The sequence below is a fragment of the Spirosoma flavum genome, from assembly GCF_042686045.1.
In the GTDB taxonomy this organism is placed as follows: domain Bacteria; phylum Bacteroidota; class Bacteroidia; order Cytophagales; family Spirosomataceae; genus Spirosoma; species Spirosoma flavum.
Window position 1 is genome coordinate 769,891 of sequence record NZ_JBHUOM010000002.1, and the last position, 18,568, is coordinate 788,458.

The 18,568-nt window shown below is 46.7% G+C and carries 15 protein-coding genes; 4 read left to right on the forward strand and 11 right to left on the reverse strand.

Annotated features, from left to right (window positions below):
* Nucleotides 1-33: 33 nt before the first annotated feature.
* From ACFS25_RS08755 to rpe, 5 genes are all read right to left on the reverse strand, one after another.
* Nucleotides 34-1,833, reverse strand: coding sequence for a hypothetical protein (locus ACFS25_RS08755; protein ID WP_381498773.1), 1,800 nt, complete (start codon nt 1,831-1,833; stop codon nt 34-36).
* Nucleotides 1,834-1,835: 2 nt separating this feature from the next.
* Nucleotides 1,836-3,674 carry a glycosyltransferase family 39 protein gene (locus ACFS25_RS08760; RefSeq protein ID WP_381498776.1) on the reverse strand — a complete coding sequence of 613 codons (1,839 nt, stop codon included), beginning with the start codon at nt 3,672-3,674 and terminating at the stop codon, nt 1,836-1,838.
* A gap of 33 nt (nt 3,675-3,707) precedes the next feature.
* Nucleotides 3,708-5,831, reverse strand: a complete 2,124-nt coding sequence (locus tag ACFS25_RS08765; RefSeq protein ID WP_381498779.1) for an OmpA family protein — start codon at nt 5,829-5,831, stop codon at nt 3,708-3,710.
* Between the two features lie 122 nt (nt 5,832-5,953).
* A complete protein-coding gene (locus ACFS25_RS08770) occupies nt 5,954-7,357 on the reverse strand; it encodes an alpha-amylase family glycosyl hydrolase (protein WP_381498781.1) in 1,404 nt (467 codons plus the stop codon).
* 43 nt (nt 7,358-7,400) lie between these two features.
* A complete protein-coding gene (gene rpe, locus ACFS25_RS08775; RefSeq protein ID WP_381498785.1) occupies nt 7,401-8,072 on the reverse strand; it encodes a ribulose-phosphate 3-epimerase in 672 nt (223 codons plus the stop codon).
* A 252-nt stretch (nt 8,073-8,324) separates the two neighbouring features.
* On the opposite strand from rpe, the gene ligA reads away from it, so the two are divergent.
* The 4 genes from ligA (at nt 8,325) to ACFS25_RS08795 (ending at nt 11,654) form a co-directional block, all read left to right on the forward strand.
* Nucleotides 8,325-10,391, forward strand: coding sequence for an NAD-dependent DNA ligase LigA (gene ligA / locus ACFS25_RS08780; RefSeq protein WP_381498788.1), 2,067 nt, complete (start codon nt 8,325-8,327; stop codon nt 10,389-10,391).
* Nucleotides 10,392-10,550: 159 nt separating this feature from the next.
* Nucleotides 10,551-10,949 carry a PleD family two-component system response regulator gene (locus ACFS25_RS08785; protein ID WP_381498791.1) on the forward strand — a complete coding sequence of 133 codons (399 nt, stop codon included), beginning with the start codon at nt 10,551-10,553 and terminating at the stop codon, nt 10,947-10,949.
* 58 nt (nt 10,950-11,007) lie between these two features.
* A complete protein-coding gene (locus ACFS25_RS08790) occupies nt 11,008-11,373 on the forward strand; it encodes a hypothetical protein (protein WP_381498793.1) in 366 nt (121 codons plus the stop codon).
* A gap of 110 nt (nt 11,374-11,483) precedes the next feature.
* Complete coding sequence (locus ACFS25_RS08795; RefSeq protein WP_381498796.1) at nt 11,484-11,654, forward strand: hypothetical protein; 171 nt, start codon at nt 11,484-11,486, stop codon at nt 11,652-11,654.
* 64 nt (nt 11,655-11,718) lie between these two features.
* Here ACFS25_RS08795 and ACFS25_RS08800 read toward each other — a convergent pair whose 3' ends face one another.
* From ACFS25_RS08800 to ACFS25_RS08825, 6 genes are all read right to left on the reverse strand, one after another.
* Entirely contained in the window at nt 11,719-12,627 is a 909-nt protein-coding gene (locus ACFS25_RS08800; protein ID WP_381498799.1) for a PhzF family phenazine biosynthesis protein, read from the reverse strand.
* 174 nt (nt 12,628-12,801) lie between these two features.
* Entirely contained in the window at nt 12,802-14,181 is a 1,380-nt protein-coding gene (locus ACFS25_RS08805) for an AAA family ATPase (RefSeq protein WP_381498802.1), read from the reverse strand.
* A 61-nt stretch (nt 14,182-14,242) separates the two neighbouring features.
* Nucleotides 14,243-15,304, reverse strand: coding sequence for a hypothetical protein (locus ACFS25_RS08810; RefSeq protein WP_381498805.1), 1,062 nt, complete (start codon nt 15,302-15,304; stop codon nt 14,243-14,245).
* Nucleotides 15,305-15,384: 80 nt separating this feature from the next.
* Nucleotides 15,385-16,212: a hypothetical protein gene (locus ACFS25_RS08815; protein ID WP_381498808.1), complete on the reverse strand. Its 828-nt coding sequence runs from the start codon at nt 16,210-16,212 to the stop codon at nt 15,385-15,387.
* The gene (locus ACFS25_RS08820) at nt 16,205-17,491 is read right to left on the reverse strand and encodes an adenylosuccinate synthase (RefSeq protein ID WP_381498810.1); all 1,287 of its coding nucleotides are present in this window, start codon (nt 17,489-17,491) and stop codon (nt 16,205-16,207) included. The genes ACFS25_RS08815 and ACFS25_RS08820 overlap by 8 nt, the downstream gene beginning before the upstream one ends.
* A 508-nt stretch (nt 17,492-17,999) precedes the next feature.
* Nucleotides 18,000-18,509 carry a Fur family transcriptional regulator gene (locus ACFS25_RS08825; protein WP_381498814.1) on the reverse strand — a complete coding sequence of 170 codons (510 nt, stop codon included), beginning with the start codon at nt 18,507-18,509 and terminating at the stop codon, nt 18,000-18,002.
* Nucleotides 18,510-18,568 lie beyond the last annotated feature (59 nt).

Here is an 18,568-nt window from a genome sequence, read left to right on the forward strand (position 1 = left end):
TAATTTACTGATAACTAATTTTACTAACTGGATTTACCAGTTTTTAACGGTTGTCGCAGCGGGCGGGCCTGCCGATACGATGGTTTGATTCGTTGGGTACAGGTCGTAGGTTTTCTTAGTTGAAACGGTCAGAACGAACATTTGGTACATACCTGCGTCCAACTCGGCCAATAGTAAGCTGCCTTTGAACCCGGCTGTAAATAAGTTGATCGGCATAAAGCGTGCCATAGCAATTGACTGCTGATTTTGCCAGACAGGAAATAAATATGTTCGTTTGGACGACCGGGCTAACAGATAGTTGCCTGCGTCCCCCAATCCCTGGGCAGGCAATGTTGTATTCTGTAAAGAAAACCCACCCGATATTTTGGTCACTATCAAGGAAACCGCCGGTTGCTGAGCGGGGCCGTAAATAGTTGGTAAGGCAGCATCATAAAATGCCGGAGTTGCCGGGTTATAGCGTTGCGAGACAGAATCCGAAGAAAATATAGGGCGGTTGGTTGGGTGTGTCCAGTTAAATTGATTTGTCGTCAGCCAGTGACGCCACCAGATCGTTTCGTCCAGGAAGGAGAAATAAGAAAGTCCTGCGAATACCAGACTGCTTACTATACTACCAATCATCCACCAACGCCCTGCGCGGTCGTTCAGACTCACAACGACATACAGATACAGGAGCGATAGTCCGGTGAGCGAATACATTTTGTACCGACTTGTAATCAATAAATCTATGCCAAATCCGGTGCGTGCCCACGCTACTACGGCTGCTGTTCCCAGAATGAACCCTGCACAGCCCCAAAAAAATAGGGTGATAGACGAAATTGTTCCCTTAGTTTCGGCGATAGCCGTTTTTGGCTGGAATAAATTTCTGATTTGTTGACCAAGGAGCAATCGGTTTGCCAGAAAACTCCAAATGATAATACCCAACGTTAGTAGTATAAGTAAGCCACCTAGCAGGATGCTGTTACGAAGAGGAGAGCTACTTGGTACTGCTTCGGCGGCTGCACCAACAACGGCAAACCAGCCTTTTAACAAATCAACTGCACTCGGTCTAACGTAAGCGATACCTCCCGGTTTTTCGAAGCCAGTAAAGTATAAACCTATAACGACAACTGCACCAACTAACCAACCTATCATTGGGCGGTAGATACGGTTTTTACTGCTTGACCGATAGCGGGTTAGCTGCAATGCAATCAACACAAAACCAATTGGCCATACCATCAGACCATTGCCGCTGGTTAAAGTTGCCAGCACACCGGCCACAAAAGCCAACCCCCATTTATTTGTATAACTTAAGAAGTAAAAAGCAGCGATTACCCACAGCACGACCGAGAAATTTTGCAGGGAAGCCATACCCCAAAACATATTTTCCCACTGCGATAGATTGAAAAGGAGCAAGGCGATTGGCAATGCGTACATCACCGATTGGCTGGCCCTGCCTGGCTGAGACCGACGCAACACAGCCATAAAGACCACCAACAACCCAACCAGACTTAGGTTGCCAACCAGCATTAGGTGAACATAATTGAGTTTGCCGAACAACCAGTAATCAAGCGTTGTAATAAGGCGGTCATATACAATCCGGTGTTCATTGTGTTGCTTGAAAAGCTGATAGATTTTGCCCGTAAACGTTGGGTCCTGGTCTGAATAGAACAAAAAGGCCCGTAGAGCGTGGTCGTCCCATTTAGGAATATTAACTGCATATTGTTGCCAAACCAGTCCGAAGATAAGTATTGGTATCACCAGCAACACCCAGGCGAATCCGGGTAGTTGCCGTTGGGTTAGTGACGGCTGACCGGATTGTTGGCTGTTGTTAGTTGTTAGCTGTTCAGTGGTCACAATCAATACCGGTATTTGGTGCCTTCAAAGTCAAAAATGGTCGTTCGCTGCCCTGACTTACCTTTTACCAGAATAATTCGGTCGGTCTGGGTGGTATCCATCCGTTGATAATAGGTCGCGTCTTTGGGTAAGTACAGATTGGTGTATTGCGCGTCAATAATTGAGTGGCGGGTATACGTATTTTCAACCTCATCGCGCGGAGCCGTTCGAGCAGACGGATAGAGAACTGTATCACCCGGAACGTATAACTTTTTGATGCGTTCAGCAGCCGTATTGTACGGATTTTCGATTCGATAATGTCCGTAGTAGGTGTATTTAGGAGCCTGATCTTCGTAAATCCGGTACAGTAATTCACCAATGTAATAACTTTGTATCAATAATACAGCCACTAGTGTCAGTCGAAGGTACGTTGGTTGCCGGAACACCTGGCGAATTGTCAGACCGACCAGAATCAGTGCGTACGGAAATGAGAAGCCGGAATATCGTTGCGTAATGCCATATGTGTGGCCGTTCCGAAACGCAATCGCAATCAGAAACATCGTTGGAACGGTAGTCATCAAAACGAGCAGAAACAGAAACTGTCGTTCCGAACGATCTCTATAACCCGCAAATGCCTGATAAAGTAGATAATAGAGTAAGGGCACCGCAGCAGCCACTATCAACCGGGCCGACGGAACCGAATACACGGCGAAACCAACGATCAGCAGCACCGGCACTATCACACTTACCCACGTAGGGACCGCCCGCCCCCGTCCGAATCGGTGAACCACAGCTACCGCTACGCAGCCGAGGGCGAAGGCAATTACCAAATTTCTGAACGCCAGTGTGTCGGACGACAAGCCATTGGAGAACATAAATAAATCGGCTAAAACCGGAATCGACTTCTTAACAACATTGGCAATGGTAGCCGGTAAAATAATACCGAAACCATTGTTGTAAGGATTGGTCAGGGCTAGCCCGCCATATAGCTTGGCTTGGTAAGCCAGTGTTTGAAACGTATATTTTCCTCCGCCAAACACGAACCAGGGAATAATCAGGCCAACCGCACCCGCAATGTAACTTAACCCCAGGCCGATATATGTTTTTAGATCACGATTAAACAGCAGCAGATAAAGACCATGACACATGAAAATAGTGATGGCTAAGTAGTGCCCCAGCGTGGCAATAGCGAATGATAATCCATAGCCGATGTACAAGCCGATTGGTTGTTTACCTGCCGTTGGAGAACGCAATTTTCGTCGGTCAAGAATGCGCAGAAAAAGATAGGTGCCCAGCAATGTCATAAATATGGTCATGCAGTAGTTGCGGGCCATATGACTGTAGGCAATAAAAAACGGCTCAATGGCGGTTAGAAAGGCACAAAGCAGCGCAAGCGATTCCGAGCGTAAATACCGGCGAACCAGCAGAAAGACAACCCCGACAATTAATGTGCTGAAAATAATTGACGGCATTCGGATGGAAAGGTCGCTCAGTCCGAAAAGCTCAATCCAGGCCCAGAGTAAGGCATAGTGCGACGGGCTGTTGCCTATGTCGGTTTGAATAATAGCCCGAATGTAATCCTTTAGCGGTTTCTCTTTCCAGAATTCTTTAGGTGTGAAATACGTCTTACCGGATGTAAAGAACACATCGTGCTGGTTGAACCCTTCCAGCGACACACCCTGTGTATTGACTAGGGTAAATTTTTCGTCGAGATAGAGACCATGAACGCTGGATTTGTAGAGCCGAAGTCCAAGCGCCAGAATCAGAATCAGAAAAATGAGTAAGCGCGGAGAACTTAACTGGGCAAATAAACCAGAACGGTTATCGTTCATCATGCGGTCAGGGGTGGGTGAATGCGGCATTTGGGCGCAAAGGTAAGTCACTCCCTGCCGGTTTTACAATTTTAGGATGGTGAATTCTACCCGACGGTTCAGCTTACGCTTCTCTTCGGTTTCATTACTGGCAATGGGTTTACTTGGTCCCCACGCCTTTGTTTGGATCCGCTTAGGATCAATTCCTTTGGCCAGCAGATACTCTTTTACCACCCGAACCCGGTCTTCGGCAAGCTTCATATTCGGCTCCCAATCGCCCTGATTGTCAGTATGGCCCTCAACAAGCAGTTCCATCTCAGGAAAGTTTTTCAGCATTCCTACCATTCTATCCAGCTCCGTATCGGCACCCGGCAAGAGCGCAAACTGGCTTTGCTGGAACAGAACTTCGCGCATAATTATTTTCTGACCAGTCTCAATCTTTACCAGATACAAATTCTTCTTAATGTCGCGAAAACGCTTGTCTTTGCTTAAGTCGATCGTTTCGGTAGTCGGGAAATAGCCTTCTTTACTGGCTGTTAGGCTGTATGTTTTTAGGGTCGGTAAAATTAGTTTATACTCGCCTGTTTCGGGGTTGTACTCTACTTTCGATATGTTTTTGTGATCACCAAATACACTCGATGTCACATCTGCCGAGATAGGTTTTTTGGTTTTCGAATCGAGTACCTGTCCTGATATGATAGCTACGGGGTCAGGCTTTATGGCCGGGTAAAGTTTCAACCGAAAAATATCGTCTTCGCCCAATGAACCGGCCCGCGAACTCAGATAGGCATAATCGCCGGAAGCGGGAATCGTGAAATAGCCGTCCCATTCATCCGTGTTAATAGCGGGGCCGAGGTTTTCGGGCTCACTCCAGTTTCCCCAGGAATCATCAAGCCGACGCGATACAAAAATATCGCCATTGCCGTATCCTGGATGGCCAGCGGACGTAAAGTAAAGGGTTCGGCCATCGGCGGCCAGAAAGGGTGAACTTTCAAAGTCGGCTGTGTTAACAACTCCGCCTAAAGACACGGGCTCCAACCAGCTATTATCGGCCTTTTGTACCGAGACATAGAGGTCACGATCACCGCGTGTGTCTTTTCGCTGAACGGCAAGAATAATGGCCCGGCCATCGGGCGAGACACAAAACTCCAGCTGATTTTTTTCGTGCAGGTTATAGTTATTGGCAATTTTGCATTCGACCGGCTGCGACCAGCCGGTTTTGGTGCGTATGGATTTAGAAATGCCGAATGACATTCCGCCATCGGGTCGGTACACGTTGATAAGATAAGCCGTCCGCCCATCGGTAGCCATGCCGCTAATGGCATTGTCGCCGGTGTTGTTAATGGGTGCCCCAATATTGACGGCCTCGCTCCAGCCAGGTGGAGTACCTCCTGCGCCCGATTCAAGAGTTGAGAACCAGACATCCTGCCGGTCGGGCGAACCCATATTTGCTTTATTGAAATTGCGGGTAAAATAGAGCGTCCGACCGTCGGGTGAGATAACCGGAGCCACTTCCTGCCCTGTCGAATTGACCGTTTTTCCGAGGTTTTCTTTCTTAATTTCTTTAGGTGTTTCTTTCGAAACGATGATGCTCACCGAAACGGGCTGCGTCTCTTCCGAAATACCAATAGCATCAATTTGGTTGAGTCCCTTTAGAGCAGCTCCGTTAATCACAACTTTTATTTGCTGACATAAGAACGCCGAATCTTTGGGGAAAATACGCAGGAGCGGATCGGGTCTCGGCTGAGTGCTTGTTGCTTCATAGACAGCGTGTTCAACCCCTTTCTCGTCTATGATAATTACTTTCACAATTGCCCCCGGATTTACATTCTCGGCCACAATAACCTGCCGGGCACGCATGGGTTTCGCAAAGCCAACCTGAATCCATTCGTCGGCGGTACCATCGGCATATAAGGGAGCCCAGGCGCAGGGACTTTCGCCAGTTTCAGGTAATTTACTGGGGCGGCCCAGGGCTTGAGAGGCTTTGTATTGCTCGCCGTACGTTTCGCCTTTTTTTTCTGACGATACACCAACGACCCGGCTGGCCCATTGCACAGAGCCAACGGTTCGTCGTTGCGAGTCTGCTAGCCCGCGATTGGTCTGATCGGTTGGACTAATAGAAGCTGGGCGACCTCCGGTTGGTTGCGCGAACCCGCCGAAGGAGATAAGTAAAAGACTAATTAAGAAAAGGAAACGTTGCGAATGCATAAGATTAAACGCTCTATAACCTCTAATGTAGGCAGCAAATCCTATTGAAAAAAACACTGGCTGACAAATGGATAAATGGCAGAAAAGTAGCCTAGTGGCGTTGAATACCTAAAAGCCGATTTCTAATTCGTCATTACCCGGTACTCCCAGGGCCTTAACGTTACAATCATTTCCGGCTTCATCTCCACCGGTTGATGGGTGAACACTTCCGTATAGGTTCCAGCGAAGCCGTCGCCCGTTAGCCGAACCGTCTGCTGTTTATCGCTCAGGTTCAATACGACTGTAATGCGGTCATTGTCGCGCTGTCGGTAAAAGGCATAGATAGAGTCGTCGTGGTCAGTCGGAATTTTTATCGCCTTACCACCCGCCATCCCGTTCCATAGCGCGCGATTGCGGTGTTTAAGCGTCAGCAGGGTTTTGTAAAAATCGCTCTTGGCGTAATTTCCCCAGACAATCGTATCTTTCTCGAAAAAGGCCAGCCGTTTATCCAAGTTAGCTTCCATGCCATTATAAACCAGTGGCATCCCTTCAAGCGTGCTGCTCAGTACGACAAACGCATCCGCTGCCGGACCAAATGATTCTGTCAGCGTACCATTATGTGTGTTTTCGTCATGATTTTGCGTAAACATCATTTGATAATACCAAATCGGAAATCGTTTTTGGTTGGCTTCGCGCAGAGAGTCGATTTTGTCAGCCGTTCGGGCACCTTTAGCAACGGCTTTCATCATGGTGTGCATACTCCAGCCGTAGTTCATATTAAAGCAACTCTTAAACTGGTCGGGTTCATCTTCCCACTCCGAAAGCATAAAAACCGTTTTGATTTTGTCTAGCTGTGGGCGGACTTCGGCCCAGAAATCATTCGGCACAAAGCCAGCTACATCGCAGCGGTAGCCGTCAATGCCACATTCCTTTACCCAATACGTCATGGCATCAATCATACCCTTACGCATAGCAGGATTGCTGTAATTCAAATCAGCCACGTCGCTCCAATCGGTAGGTTTACCGGTTTTAGGATCGACAGGAGTCGTCATCTTGCCATTTATCTTTGTATACCAGTCGGGGTGTTGCGTCACCCAGATGTGGTCCCAGCCCGTGTGATTTGGTACCCAGTCCAGAATGATTCGTAACCCCAGGGCATGCGCCCGGTTTACAAGCGATTTTAAATCGGCCAGCGTACCATAATCAGGGTTTACATTTTTGTAGTCAGCAACGGCGTACGGACTACCCAGTGTTCCTTTTTTGTTTTTCTGACTGATTGGGTAAATCGGCATCAACCAAATAATATCCACGCCCATTTCTTTCAGGCGGGGCAGCTCAGTTTCCACCGCTTCGAAGGTTCCCTCGCTTGAGAACAGACGCGTATTGACTTCGTAAATAGTAGCATTTTTAGCCCAATCGGGGGCGGGGGGAGCCGCCAGCGTAGTCGTATCGGTGGCCGAAGTTTCTGTTTGGTCCGTTTGGGTATTGCGGCAGGCCGTTGTCAGTAACAAAGCACTTAATAAGCCAGCCAGATAGGTTTTCTTCATGGAATTGATTCCAGGTCAATTAGATTGAGGGTTACGGAACAAGTCAGGCCACCATTGGCTGGCGACTATTTTTTAGCTGATGAATTGCATTCAGTGGGTCGTCAGCCCCAAAAACAGAATTACCTGCTACCAGTACATCGGTTCCGGCAGTAAGCAATGCCTGCGCATTAGCCATGCCAACACCGCCATCGACCTCAATAAGAGCCGGGCACTGGTTAGCGACCAGCAATTGCTTCAGCCCCCTAATTTTTTGAATGGTATGTGGTATAAACGATTGACCCCCGAATCCTGGATTTACAGACATTATTAAAATAACGTCAAGTTGTTCCAGCACATCGACCAGACCGCTAATGGGTGTATGCGGATTGAGCGCTACGCCCGCCCGGCAACCCAGCTCGCGAATGCGCGTCAGGGTACGGTGCAAATGCGTACAGGCCTCATAATGAACGTGAATAGTGGCAGCTCCCCCTTTGGCAAAAGCGTCGATGTAACGGTCGGGTTCAGTGATCATCAAGTGCACATCCAACGGTTTTTGACAATGTCGCCGGACGGCATCGAGGAGAGGAAATCCAAACGAGATATTTGGGACAAAGACGCCATCCATCACATCGAAATGGAGATAATCAGCCTCACTCCGGTTAATCAGTTCCAGATCGCGTTGCAGATTAGCAAAGTCGGCCGCGAGCAGCGAAGGAGCAATGAGAGGCTGTGTCATAGACTATAAGGCAATGGGCGTCAGGAGGTAGTCAATGCGTGTGAGTATCGTCATTCGTAAAAACAATCGGTTATTGATTGATTACTATTAACTCACCACTTTTTTTATCCCGTAAAAGTACCTTTTTTTGGATGAACGAAGAAACAATACCTATGTTGCCTGTGTAGAACGAATGAAGTTTTGAGCAATTGGTAAAAAGACTAAGGTCAGCCCATCAATGGCGACTATTATCTAACTATTGAGACGTATATTATGAATCCCCAGGAACGCATTGCTGAACTAACTAACCAACTGAACCAGTATAATCATCAGTACTACCAGAATAGTATTTCGGAGATAGATGACTTCACATTTGATAAACTACTGGCCGAATTAGGTGATTTAGAAACGCGATATCCCGATTTTCGCCAGCCCGATTCGCCTACCGCCCGTGTGGGCGGCACGATTAGTAAGGAGTTTAGTACCGTTTACCACCGTTTTCCAATGCTTTCTCTGGGGAACACGTATTCTGAAGAAGACCTTGTGGAGTTCGATAAGCGTGTTCAGAAAGGGTTGAATGGTCAAGAGTACGACTATATATGTGAACTGAAATTCGATGGTGTGGCCCTTAGCATGACCTACGAAAATGGGGTATTGGTGCAGGGAGCAACGCGGGGTGATGGCGTACGGGGCGACGATATTACTAACAATATCCGTACGATTCGTACGGTTCCGTTGCGGGTCAATGCCACTGATGTACCGCCCTTATTTGAAGTACGGGGCGAAGGGTTTTTGCCACTGGTTGAGTTTGAACGCATCAACAAAGAGCGGGATGACATTGGGGAAGCATTGCTGGCTAATCCACGCAATGCAGCATCAGGTACGTTTAAACAGCAGGATTCGGGAGCCGTAGCCAAACGTCGGCTCGACTGTTTTCTGTACTCGTTTCTATCGGAACCCGAGATATTTCAGACGCATGAGGAAAGTTTAATTGCCATGAAGCAGTGGGGCTTCAACGTCTCGCAAACCTGGCGTAAATGCGCTGATATTCGGGAGGTCATGCAGTATATCAACGAATGGGAAACCAATCGTTTTGACTTGCCGCTGAACACCGATGGCATCGTTATTAAAGTGAATCGGTATGACCAGCAGCGCGATTTGGGCTTCACGGCCAAAAGTCCGCGCTGGGCTATTGCCTTTAAATATAAGGCGCTGGCTGCCAGTACGGTCTTAAACGGGATTCAATATCAGGTTGGCCGGACGGGAGCCGTTACACCCGTTGCATTACTAACGCCCGTGTTACTGGCCGGAACAATTGTAAAGCGGGCCTCGCTTCATAATGCCAACGAAATTGAGCGGCTGGGCGTTATGATGCACGATACGGTATTTGTGGAAAAAGGGGGCGAAATCATTCCAAAAATTACACATGTTGACTTGAGCCGTCGGACTGATCTGAGCCAGCCAATCATCTACCCAACAACGTGTCCAGCCTGCGGAACGCCCTTAGTTCGGAAAGAAAGCGAAGCCAATTTTTATTGTCCTAATGAGCGGGGTTGTCCACCCCAGCGGCAGGCCCGATTTGAGCATTTTATCCAGCGCCGGGCCATGAATATTGAGAGTCTTGGCGAGGGTAAAATTGAACTTCTCATTGACCGAGGGTTAGTCCAGACACCCGCCGACTTATATAGCCTGACGGCGGATAATTTATTAGGTATCGAGAAAATATTCATAAATGAGGAATCAGGTAAAAAGAGAATTGTCAGTTTTCAGAAAAAAACGGTTGAGAACATCCTGACGGCTATTGACCGCTCGAAAGCCCGGCCACTTTCGAGTGTGCTTTTTGGTCTGGGCATACGGTATGTTGGGAATACTACCGCCGAAAGACTCGCTGATTATTTTGGGTCGCTGGATGGTATTATGAACGCCAGTCAGGAAGCTCTACTGTTGGTGCCCGACATGGGACCACGCATTGCTGAGAGTGTAGTCGCGTGGTTTGCCGACGACTATAATCGTGAATTTGTCGAGCGGCTTCGCGCGGCCGGATTGCAATTTTTTGGTGAGAAAAAAGTAGTTGAGCAGGAAGGCGACACACTGACGGGGAAAACGTTTTTGTACACGGGCACATTCGCCAATTTCAGTCGCGAAGAGCTTGAATCCCGTATTGAAGCCAATGGAGGCAGACTACTCAGCGGTATTTCTAAAAAACTGAATTACCTGATTGTGGGCGAAAATGCGGGTCCATCTAAGGTTGAAAAAGCTAAAAAACTCAATGTGCCACTACTGGGGGAAGACGAATTTATGGCGATGTTAGTAGATCACCCGAAGACGGAAGAAGACTGACACCGCGAACAGTTTTGTGGTATCTAATTTAAAAATTTCCAGTTTTTGGATGGTGATTAAGGGGTATTTCTGTTCGCGCAATCCCAGTAAATCGCTTCGTAAAACATTTTAACTGACAAATAAGTATGTTTTGTAAATCAGTCTATCACGCTGTCTAGTATGAATGATAATTGGCAATGGGTAGCCTTGCTAACCGAAGATGAAGATGATTATGCCTATTGGCAATATGGGTTTGGTTGTTGGGCTGCTCACCTTCGGGTAGAATGGTTTGCAACGGGTGATGCGTTTTTCGCCCGGCCCGGTTTGATAGAGGGTAAGCCTTCAGTCTTGCTACTGGATGGTTTGATACCAATGAATGAAGAGCCTGCCTGGTTAAACAAGATTCTGGAGCACGAATGCTGTCAAGTTTTACCTATTATTATGTTAGCCGGAGAGTTTATGGATGGCCAGCAACAGGGGTATCTAAATTTAGGGGCTGCAGAATGTATGATAAAGCCTACCAATCAGCATGATTTACAACGGGCCATTCTCTCTGTAAGTCGTTATGTAACCGTCTAATATAAAAAGGCTCTGCCACCCGGACCCAAGCTGAGAACAACAGCCTATAAATAACTGCATGGAAACAATTTACAATTGGCTTCTCCACAACACAGGAAATGAAGGTAACTATTATACCATTCTAAACAGTCAGCGCAACACAAGGCCTGAGGGAGCAAATCACTTGAGCGTAATGGTCAGGACAACAGACTTTAAGGTCATGGATCTGTTCATTTATACCGGGCAAATGGATGGTGCTTCCGGCGTCAACACTCAGCAGGAAAGCCTTACTTTTGTTACTGAGCAGCAAGTCATTGATTACCTGTCTACTGGTAAAATAACTGAGGCACTATCTCCAACCGACTCAGACACTATACGGGTTTTGATCGCTGATCCTGCCGGCGAGTCGGGCGACATCACTTTCCCACCTGATCAAACTACCTAAGATATACTGGTGGATGTTTGATCAGTAAAGTAGTTTCTTTTAATCAGCATAAAGCCCTTACCTTTGAGGGATTAGTAGAAAACTATCCTGATTGTTGTAACGTAGTAGTTATGGAACGTCCCTTTTACCAGCGCCCTGTTGTGTTGGCCATTACTACGGCAGTAATTGTAGTTGGAGCATTCGCGCTGGCAAAATTACATATCATCTCTTTTGCCACCCAAGGTGTACTAACGGCGATAGCAGTAGGAATACAAATTGCACTTTACCGGCAGAAAAAATAAAATCTCAATTCTGCTCCGAGCCTAAGGAATTAATCATTTCTGTCGGTTACATATTTCAGATTCGCTATACATACCATGTTCCTTCTGAAACCAGTTTGTTGCGTCCGCCCACATTAATTTGATAATTTTCGTTTTCTACTTTTCCATCAAGATATAAGTATGATTTTCTTCCCATTTGAAATCCCTGTTCTACTGTTGCTTTAATTTCGCTGCTCTCATGCTGTAGCAGATAAGCTAAGAAACAACCATTTGCACTACCCGTTGCTGCATCTTCTGAAAGTCGGCTATTTTCAATCAATAGCATTCTTGCGTTGTATGTATTTCCTAATTCGTAGGTTTCTTTCGTAAAGAAAAATAAGGAAGTAGAGTGGCCCGTCGCACTATTTGTACGGTACTTGTTTTGGGCAAGTAAGAATTCTTTAAATGACTCATAGTTAAGCAAAAGAGAGTCAATAGCTGCTAAATTTTTGAGTGGAATTATAATATAAGGTAGTCCCGTGCTTATTTCCTGAATAGGCAGTACCGAATCTATATCATCGAGTTCGATTTTCAGACCTTCCGAGATCTCTTCTCTGGTAAATGAGTTCCTAAATTCAGGTTGTGCCTGGCGCATGTAAAAAATACTATTATCTAAATTAGTTGGCTCTATAATTGAAATCTCTATGTCGCTATGCGCTAGCTCCAGAGTCAATTTATTAGGGGCTTCTGGTAAGATAAATTTAGCTATTATGTAGCTCGTTCCCAGCGAAGGGTGACCCGCAAATGGTACTTCGTGCTCCGGGGTAAATATTCGGACAACGAATCGTAGGTGATTTTTAACTTCTTTAATAAAAGTTGTTTCAGCAAAGTTTATTTCTTTGGCAATTTGTTGCATTTGTTTTTCCGAAAGCTGATTATCCAAATCCAGAAAAACGGCTAACTGATTACCCTCATATTTATTTGTGGCAAAGACATCAACAATGTAAAACTTCATTTCTATGTACGTATAGATTTTATTTTTTATATATAAACCTGTGGTACGCCTTTCAACAAAAAAGTGCACATATTTTTAATATTGACGTAGGTGTGACTGCCAACAAAAACATTCTCCATCATACAGAAGAGAAGATGGAGAATGTTTCCTGAGACCTTTCAGTGCAGTAAAAGACTACAACTCGTCTGACAAAAACTTTCGAATTGTCTGATGAGGACGTAAGCCCGGAGCTTTGCCGTTCGCACTAGTACCATTAACAGGCGGAGTACCCATAGGGCGATTTTCGCTACTTCGGCTGCGGTTACCATTTTGGAGAGAGAGCATTTCCTTTCGAAGTTGCCGTTGTTCATCGTCACTTAAAACGGTGCGGGTTGCTTCTCCCTGCCCATACCCATCGTTGAAATTACTGATGCGACTGTCTGTCTGGGCCAGTTTTAACTCGGCGAGCAGTTCGTTGAGTTCGGCTAGTATTGTTTGGCGTTGTTCCTTCAATTCGTCCAGATTGGGCAATAAATCGAGGTTGTGCTGCAACACATTTTGCTGGGTACGCTGTTCGGTCAACTGGGTTTCTAGCGGTGCTATTTCCTTATCCAGTCGTTTCAGCCGACGACGTAACTTCCATAGTTTAATATCGGCCTGCAACCACCGGAACCAGAACGCCGATAGCACGGGCAAGGCAATACCTAAACACACCGCCCCCGCCAGCGCGAACAAAATTCCACTCAAAACGAACGACAATAGTGCCCAGGGGCTGTTGACTAAGGCCAGATTTAATTCGCTCGATTCGCTTAGTTGCTTCTCGATTTTGTTCATCGTGGCTGGACTAAGCACCTGTGTTGTAACGGATGGATCGGTATTTAGCTGAAGTTGCCGAACCGATTTGTTGATGGCCGCTTTGAGCTGGTCTGTGCGGTAGGCTTCATAACGAAACCACCCTAATACGGCCAGCGTCAGAATTGAAAACACCGCCAGCGTAATCTTAAATCGCTCATATTTTCGTCCATTCTTCTGTGGGTCTTCCTGATACGGTTTTTCGATGAGCCGGTCGTAAGATGGTTTCAACAGGATAGATACCATAGCCAAACCAACAGCAAATGCCCAGGCCTCATTGGTGTCGCGTATGTTGAGGGCATACGCGACAATTTCGTGCGAGATAATCAGGTCGCCAGCCAAAAAGGAAACCCCTGCGACCAGAAACAGTAGTCCAGCGAACAAGGAGTAGTCTGGAGAAGCTTTGGCTCGGCGTGCGCGTAAATTGTTGCGGTCATCTTCCAATGCCTGCCGGTCGGTCTCACGTTGACCAACCTGTTTAGCAAGTCGCTCAACCTGAAGTGTGTGCGTTTGCAGGTTGGCAAATGCTGCCCGATTCGATTCAGTTACTTCGGTGAGTTGTAAGTTAATATCGGCTATATCTGTCCGCTTTTCCCCAATCCGCTCCATAAGCCAGTCCGTGTTGACCTGGCTCGATAAATATCCTTCGTATGTCTCCCTATTAACGCCTTCCACACCGCTTGTATAGCCGTGATGAAAGTCTGGGTTGTTGGTTGGCTCCATAATCAATGATTAATGATGGCTTATAAATGATTACAGAGTTGCCAAGCGATTGGTATCATCATTAATCATTCATAATTAGTTTTCGCTGTTGCTCAGAAAGTCGGTCGCGGAGACTGCGGGCTAGTTCAAACTCGCTCAAAAACAAATTAACAAGTTCATCGCGCCTGCTGTTCAATCGGCTGATATCGGCTTGGGTATGATTAAGGGTTGTTACGATAGGCCATTTTTGCGCCCGAATGGCATCAATCTCACGGCTTAACCGATCTATTTCGACTTCCCAAACGGGCAGATTTTGCTCTTTAGTTTGTATTAATTGGCGGTTTGCCCGAATTATAGTGAGGTCGGTTTGTAGCGTAGTCAATGTACTCAAAAGTAGATTTCCGGCGAAGAGAAATAGGAAAAGGACAAAAGCAAACAAGGCAATTGCCTGACTTATCGACTGTGTTTGTATTGCCTGGGCCAGCACAAAAACTGATGTCGCCAGTGGTAGACCCACTTCGGCCAGAATCCGGCGACTCGACAACCGGGGGCTATCTTCATAAAAGAACGACGTTCGACCAAATAAATTGAACATACCCGCCAGAAAAACGCCTACCGCAATCCATCGATTCGGCAAAACGGGGTGCAGGGTTTCGTCAATCAGATAGAAATTGCCGACACACATACCCACCGAGAACACTAAGCTTGCTACCGTCCGAATCAGGTAGTTTTGAGTAGGTTGGCTATCGCGCATATCACTGATCTGATCTCGTAGGATGGTGATGCGGTTTTCACGTTGCTCAAGAAATAGATTTAATTCACCAATTTTTTCGGTGTGCTCGTCAACTAAGTCGTCTAATGGAGCCACTTGCCGGGCAAAAAACGCGCGAATTTGGGCAAGTTTTCCATCAGGCCGGGCATCGGAGAGGCCAAATAAAACCCCTTCATCGCGTAGCGATTCTTCGTCGGCGAGCCAGTCCGGCAACGGTTCTGGTGTATAAGCAGGTAGTGGATTGGTTAGTAATTCGGTAGACGATGGATTTATAAGAGCAGGTACTGTAGGAATAGGTACCGAAGACACACCGACTGGATTAGGAGCCACAGATTGACGAAATAAGAAGCGAAATCGTTGAAGAAGCGTCATTAGCAAAGACTAACGGAAATGAAAAGATCGGAATGGATTGTCAATGAATCAACGGTTGTACCCAGGCAAAAGTACACTGCTTATAAACGAAAGACGCGCTGTAGGGCACTCCAAAGCCGTTTCTTTAGATTTTGGTCGGCTTCGATTGTCGGTAGTGAATCGGCCATCAGGAATGTAATACCCTCGAACCGAACCGGCGAATAGCGGTCCATCATAATATCGAGGTTAATGCGCTCAAATGGTACGCCGAACGTGATGAAATGATTGATGTATTTGCCACGTAACAACTCAGCAAAATTCATATCCTGCACCCCGTGTAAATTCAGTAAATCAACCCCGTCAATGTTCAGATTGACAGCTTTAAGGACTTTTTCCAGAAAGAGCAAGTTACTTGGGTCTAATTCTTCGTCGGCCAGCAGCAAAACCTTGTGATTCAATTGGGGGATTCGGGACTGTTGCTGAATAGGAGGGAGAATAGACGGTGTTGTTGGGCGTGGTGCAGATTGGGGTAATGGCTCTGGTGTCGCGATCAACGTAATTGGTTCGGGAACGAGTAGTATAGGTACTTCCAGGAGGGTGTCGGTCAGTAACAAGTCAACCGTAACCACTGGTATTGGTGTTTCCGCCGACAACTCATCTAATTCAGTCAGGAAATCCGGTATAGCATCGGCAACGGGTAAAGTCAGTGTTTCTATAATTACCTCGGCTGGAAGTTGTTCAGGTACGCCCCACGATTCGCCGGCTACTCGAAAAAGCGCATCGGTCTGATATAAGGTTTGATAAAAATTCTTTGCTGACATAACAGGCCGAATAATTCCGATTCTTTTGTCAAAAATAGGCAAAAAAGCCGCCCCCACCTGTAAGGTGAGGGCGGCTATCTGATAATAGTACGAAAGCGAATTAAGCAATCACGGCCTGACGATGAATAATAGCTTCACGGTCGGGGCTTGTCGAGATAAAGTTAATGGGTAATCCCAACGTGTCTTCCAGGAAATAAACATACGTTGCCAGTTCGGGAGGTACGTCGGTAAACCGACGGATATCCGTTAAGTCCGTCTGCCATCCTTTGAACGACTTATAAATTGGCGTTACGGCTGTATCGCAAAGGTCATACGGCATTTGTTCGGTGATGGTACCATCCGGGAGTTGATAGTGCGTACATATCTGAATCTCGTCGAAAATGTTGAGCACATCAACTTTCATCATCACCAACTGCGTAACGCCGTTAATCATGATCGCGTATTTCAGGGCGGGTAAATCCAGCCACCCACACCGGCGCGGACGACCGGTGGTTGCGCCAAACTCGCGGCCTTCGGCACGAATGCGTTCGCCAATTTCGTCGGAGAGTTCGGTAGGGAAGGGGCCACTGCCAACGCGGGTGCAATAGGCTTTAAAAATACCAAATACCTCACCAATCTTGCCGGGAGCCACACCTAAACCTGTGCAGGCTCCGGCTGCCATAGTACTGGAAGAGGTCACAAAGGGGTAAGAACCGAAATCGATATCGAGAAGTGAGCCCTGAGCACCTTCGGCCAGAACCTTCTGCCCATTATTCAGCGCATCGTTTACGGCGTATTCACTATCTGTCAGTTGGAATTGCTTCATGAACTCAACTGCCCCGAAAAACTCGGCTTCAGATTGAGGTAATACGGACGCGTAATCGAAGTTATTCTGTTCCAGAATGACCTTGTGAATAGCCACTAATTTTTCATACTTCTCCCGGAAATTCGGCGACTCAACATCACCGACGCGTAACCCTAACCGGGCAACTTTATCCTGATAGGTAGGGCCAATACCCCGCAGTGTTGACCCGATTTTTGCCTCGCCTTTTGCCTGTTCGTAGGCCGCGTCCAAAAGCCGGTGCGTTGGTAGGATTATGGACGCCTTGCGGGAAATTTGCAGATTCTCCGTTAGGGCGAGGTTGTATTTTGCCAGCCCGTCAATTTCTTTTTTAAACACAATTGGGTCAAGCACTACGCCGTTGCCAATGATGTTAAGAATATCGTTCCGGAAAATGCCGGATGGGATCTGGTGCAGTACATGCTTTAATCCGTTGAATTCGAGTGTGTGCCCGGCATTTGGGCCACCCTGAAAACGGGCTACAACCTGATATTGCGGAGCCAGTACGTCCACAATTTTACCCTTTCCTTCATCGCCCCACTGGAGGCCTAATAAAACATCGATCATTATAAAAATGAGTTTGGATTGCGCTCGCGGAAGCGCTTCCGGTCATTGAAACGAAAAATAATTGTTGTCACTTCCCCAGTCTGGGTTGTATCGGTACTATGAAATCCTTCAAAAAAAATATCAGCTCAAATGGCAGAACGAGGATTATAAAAGCATACTATCTTACTCGTTCTCGAGTATCTTCCGACGGGCGAAATGCCATAATTTATTGTGGGCTTACACCCGTGACAATGAAGTCAATAAATTCGGTATTAGCCTTAATAAGAAAGAATCATCTATTTATTCTTCCACTGACTCTTGAGCAAGTTTTAGTCAACTCTGGCTAAATATCCTTACCCTGTAACTACTCGACCTACACTAATCTGTTCGTCGCCGAACGGGACAAATACTAGTGGTTTCGTTGCCAACGATCTACTAAACAAATCATCATTTTGGTCTGCCAATCGAGCAATGTGCAGCTTAAGCCCACGAAAAATGTTTAGGTGCGAAAGATAGAGCAGGCCGGTAATTAGCTTTCCACCGGAACCTGCACACCCTGTTGGTCTTTCTCCGTTATCTGCCGATTTTCGCAGAAGTCACGGGTACAGGAACCGTAAAAGATCAGCGAATGGTGCATGACATTGAACTTTAACATATCGCCAACCATGTTCTGGATATTCTGGACGCGTGGGTCGCAAAACTCCATAACCTTATGACAGTCTGTACAGATTAAGTGGTCGTGTTGGCGAAAGCCATACGACTTTTCATATTGTGCCAAGTTCCGACCAAACTGATGTTTGGTCACCAAGTCGCAGTCAACCAGCACGTCTAAAGTGTTATAGACCGTTGCCCGGCTAACCCGGTACTTCTTGTTTTTCATCGAGATGTACAACTCATCCACATCGAAGTGGTCTTGTCGATTATAAATCTCCTCAAGTATGGCAAACCGCTCGGGTGTTTTTCGCAGGCCCTTCCGTTCCAGGTAGGCCCGGAAAATCATCTGAGCAGAATCTAAATTTGTTTGTGGCGGAGCAGGCATATCCAGTTCCAATTAATTGAGAGTGCAAAAATAAGAGATTCAGGCTTACGGTTTTCTAT

Bases quoted from the DNA above. Each gene is read 5' to 3' on its own strand.
- ACFS25_RS08760 (WP_381498776.1), bottom strand. From the start codon at position 3,674: ATGCCGCATTCACCCACCCCTGACCGCATGATGAACGATAACCGTTCT.
- ACFS25_RS08765 (WP_381498779.1), bottom strand. From the start codon at position 5,831: ATGCATTCGCAACGTTTCCTTTTCTTAATTAGTCTTTTACTTATCTCC.
- ACFS25_RS08770 (WP_381498781.1), bottom strand. From the start codon at position 7,357: ATGAAGAAAACCTATCTGGCTGGCTTATTAAGTGCTTTGTTACTGACA.
- rpe (WP_381498785.1), bottom strand. From the start codon at position 8,072: ATGACACAGCCTCTCATTGCTCCTTCGCTGCTCGCGGCCGACTTTGCT.
- ligA (WP_381498788.1), top strand. From the start codon at position 8,325: ATGAATCCCCAGGAACGCATTGCTGAACTAACTAACCAACTGAACCAG.
- ACFS25_RS08785 (WP_381498791.1), top strand. From the start codon at position 10,551: ATGAATGATAATTGGCAATGGGTAGCCTTGCTAACCGAAGATGAAGAT.
- ACFS25_RS08790 (WP_381498793.1), top strand. From the start codon at position 11,008: ATGGAAACAATTTACAATTGGCTTCTCCACAACACAGGAAATGAAGGT.
- ACFS25_RS08795 (WP_381498796.1), top strand. From the start codon at position 11,484: ATGGAACGTCCCTTTTACCAGCGCCCTGTTGTGTTGGCCATTACTACG.
- ACFS25_RS08800 (WP_381498799.1), bottom strand. From the start codon at position 12,627: ATGAAGTTTTACATTGTTGATGTCTTTGCCACAAATAAATATGAGGGT.
- ACFS25_RS08805 (WP_381498802.1), bottom strand. From the start codon at position 14,181: ATGGAGCCAACCAACAACCCAGACTTTCATCACGGCTATACAAGCGGT.
- ACFS25_RS08810 (WP_381498805.1), bottom strand. From the start codon at position 15,304: ATGACGCTTCTTCAACGATTTCGCTTCTTATTTCGTCAATCTGTGGCT.
- ACFS25_RS08820 (WP_381498810.1), bottom strand. From the start codon at position 17,491: ATGATCGATGTTTTATTAGGCCTCCAGTGGGGCGATGAAGGAAAGGGT.
- ACFS25_RS08825 (WP_381498814.1), bottom strand. From the start codon at position 18,509: ATGCCTGCTCCGCCACAAACAAATTTAGATTCTGCTCAGATGATTTTC.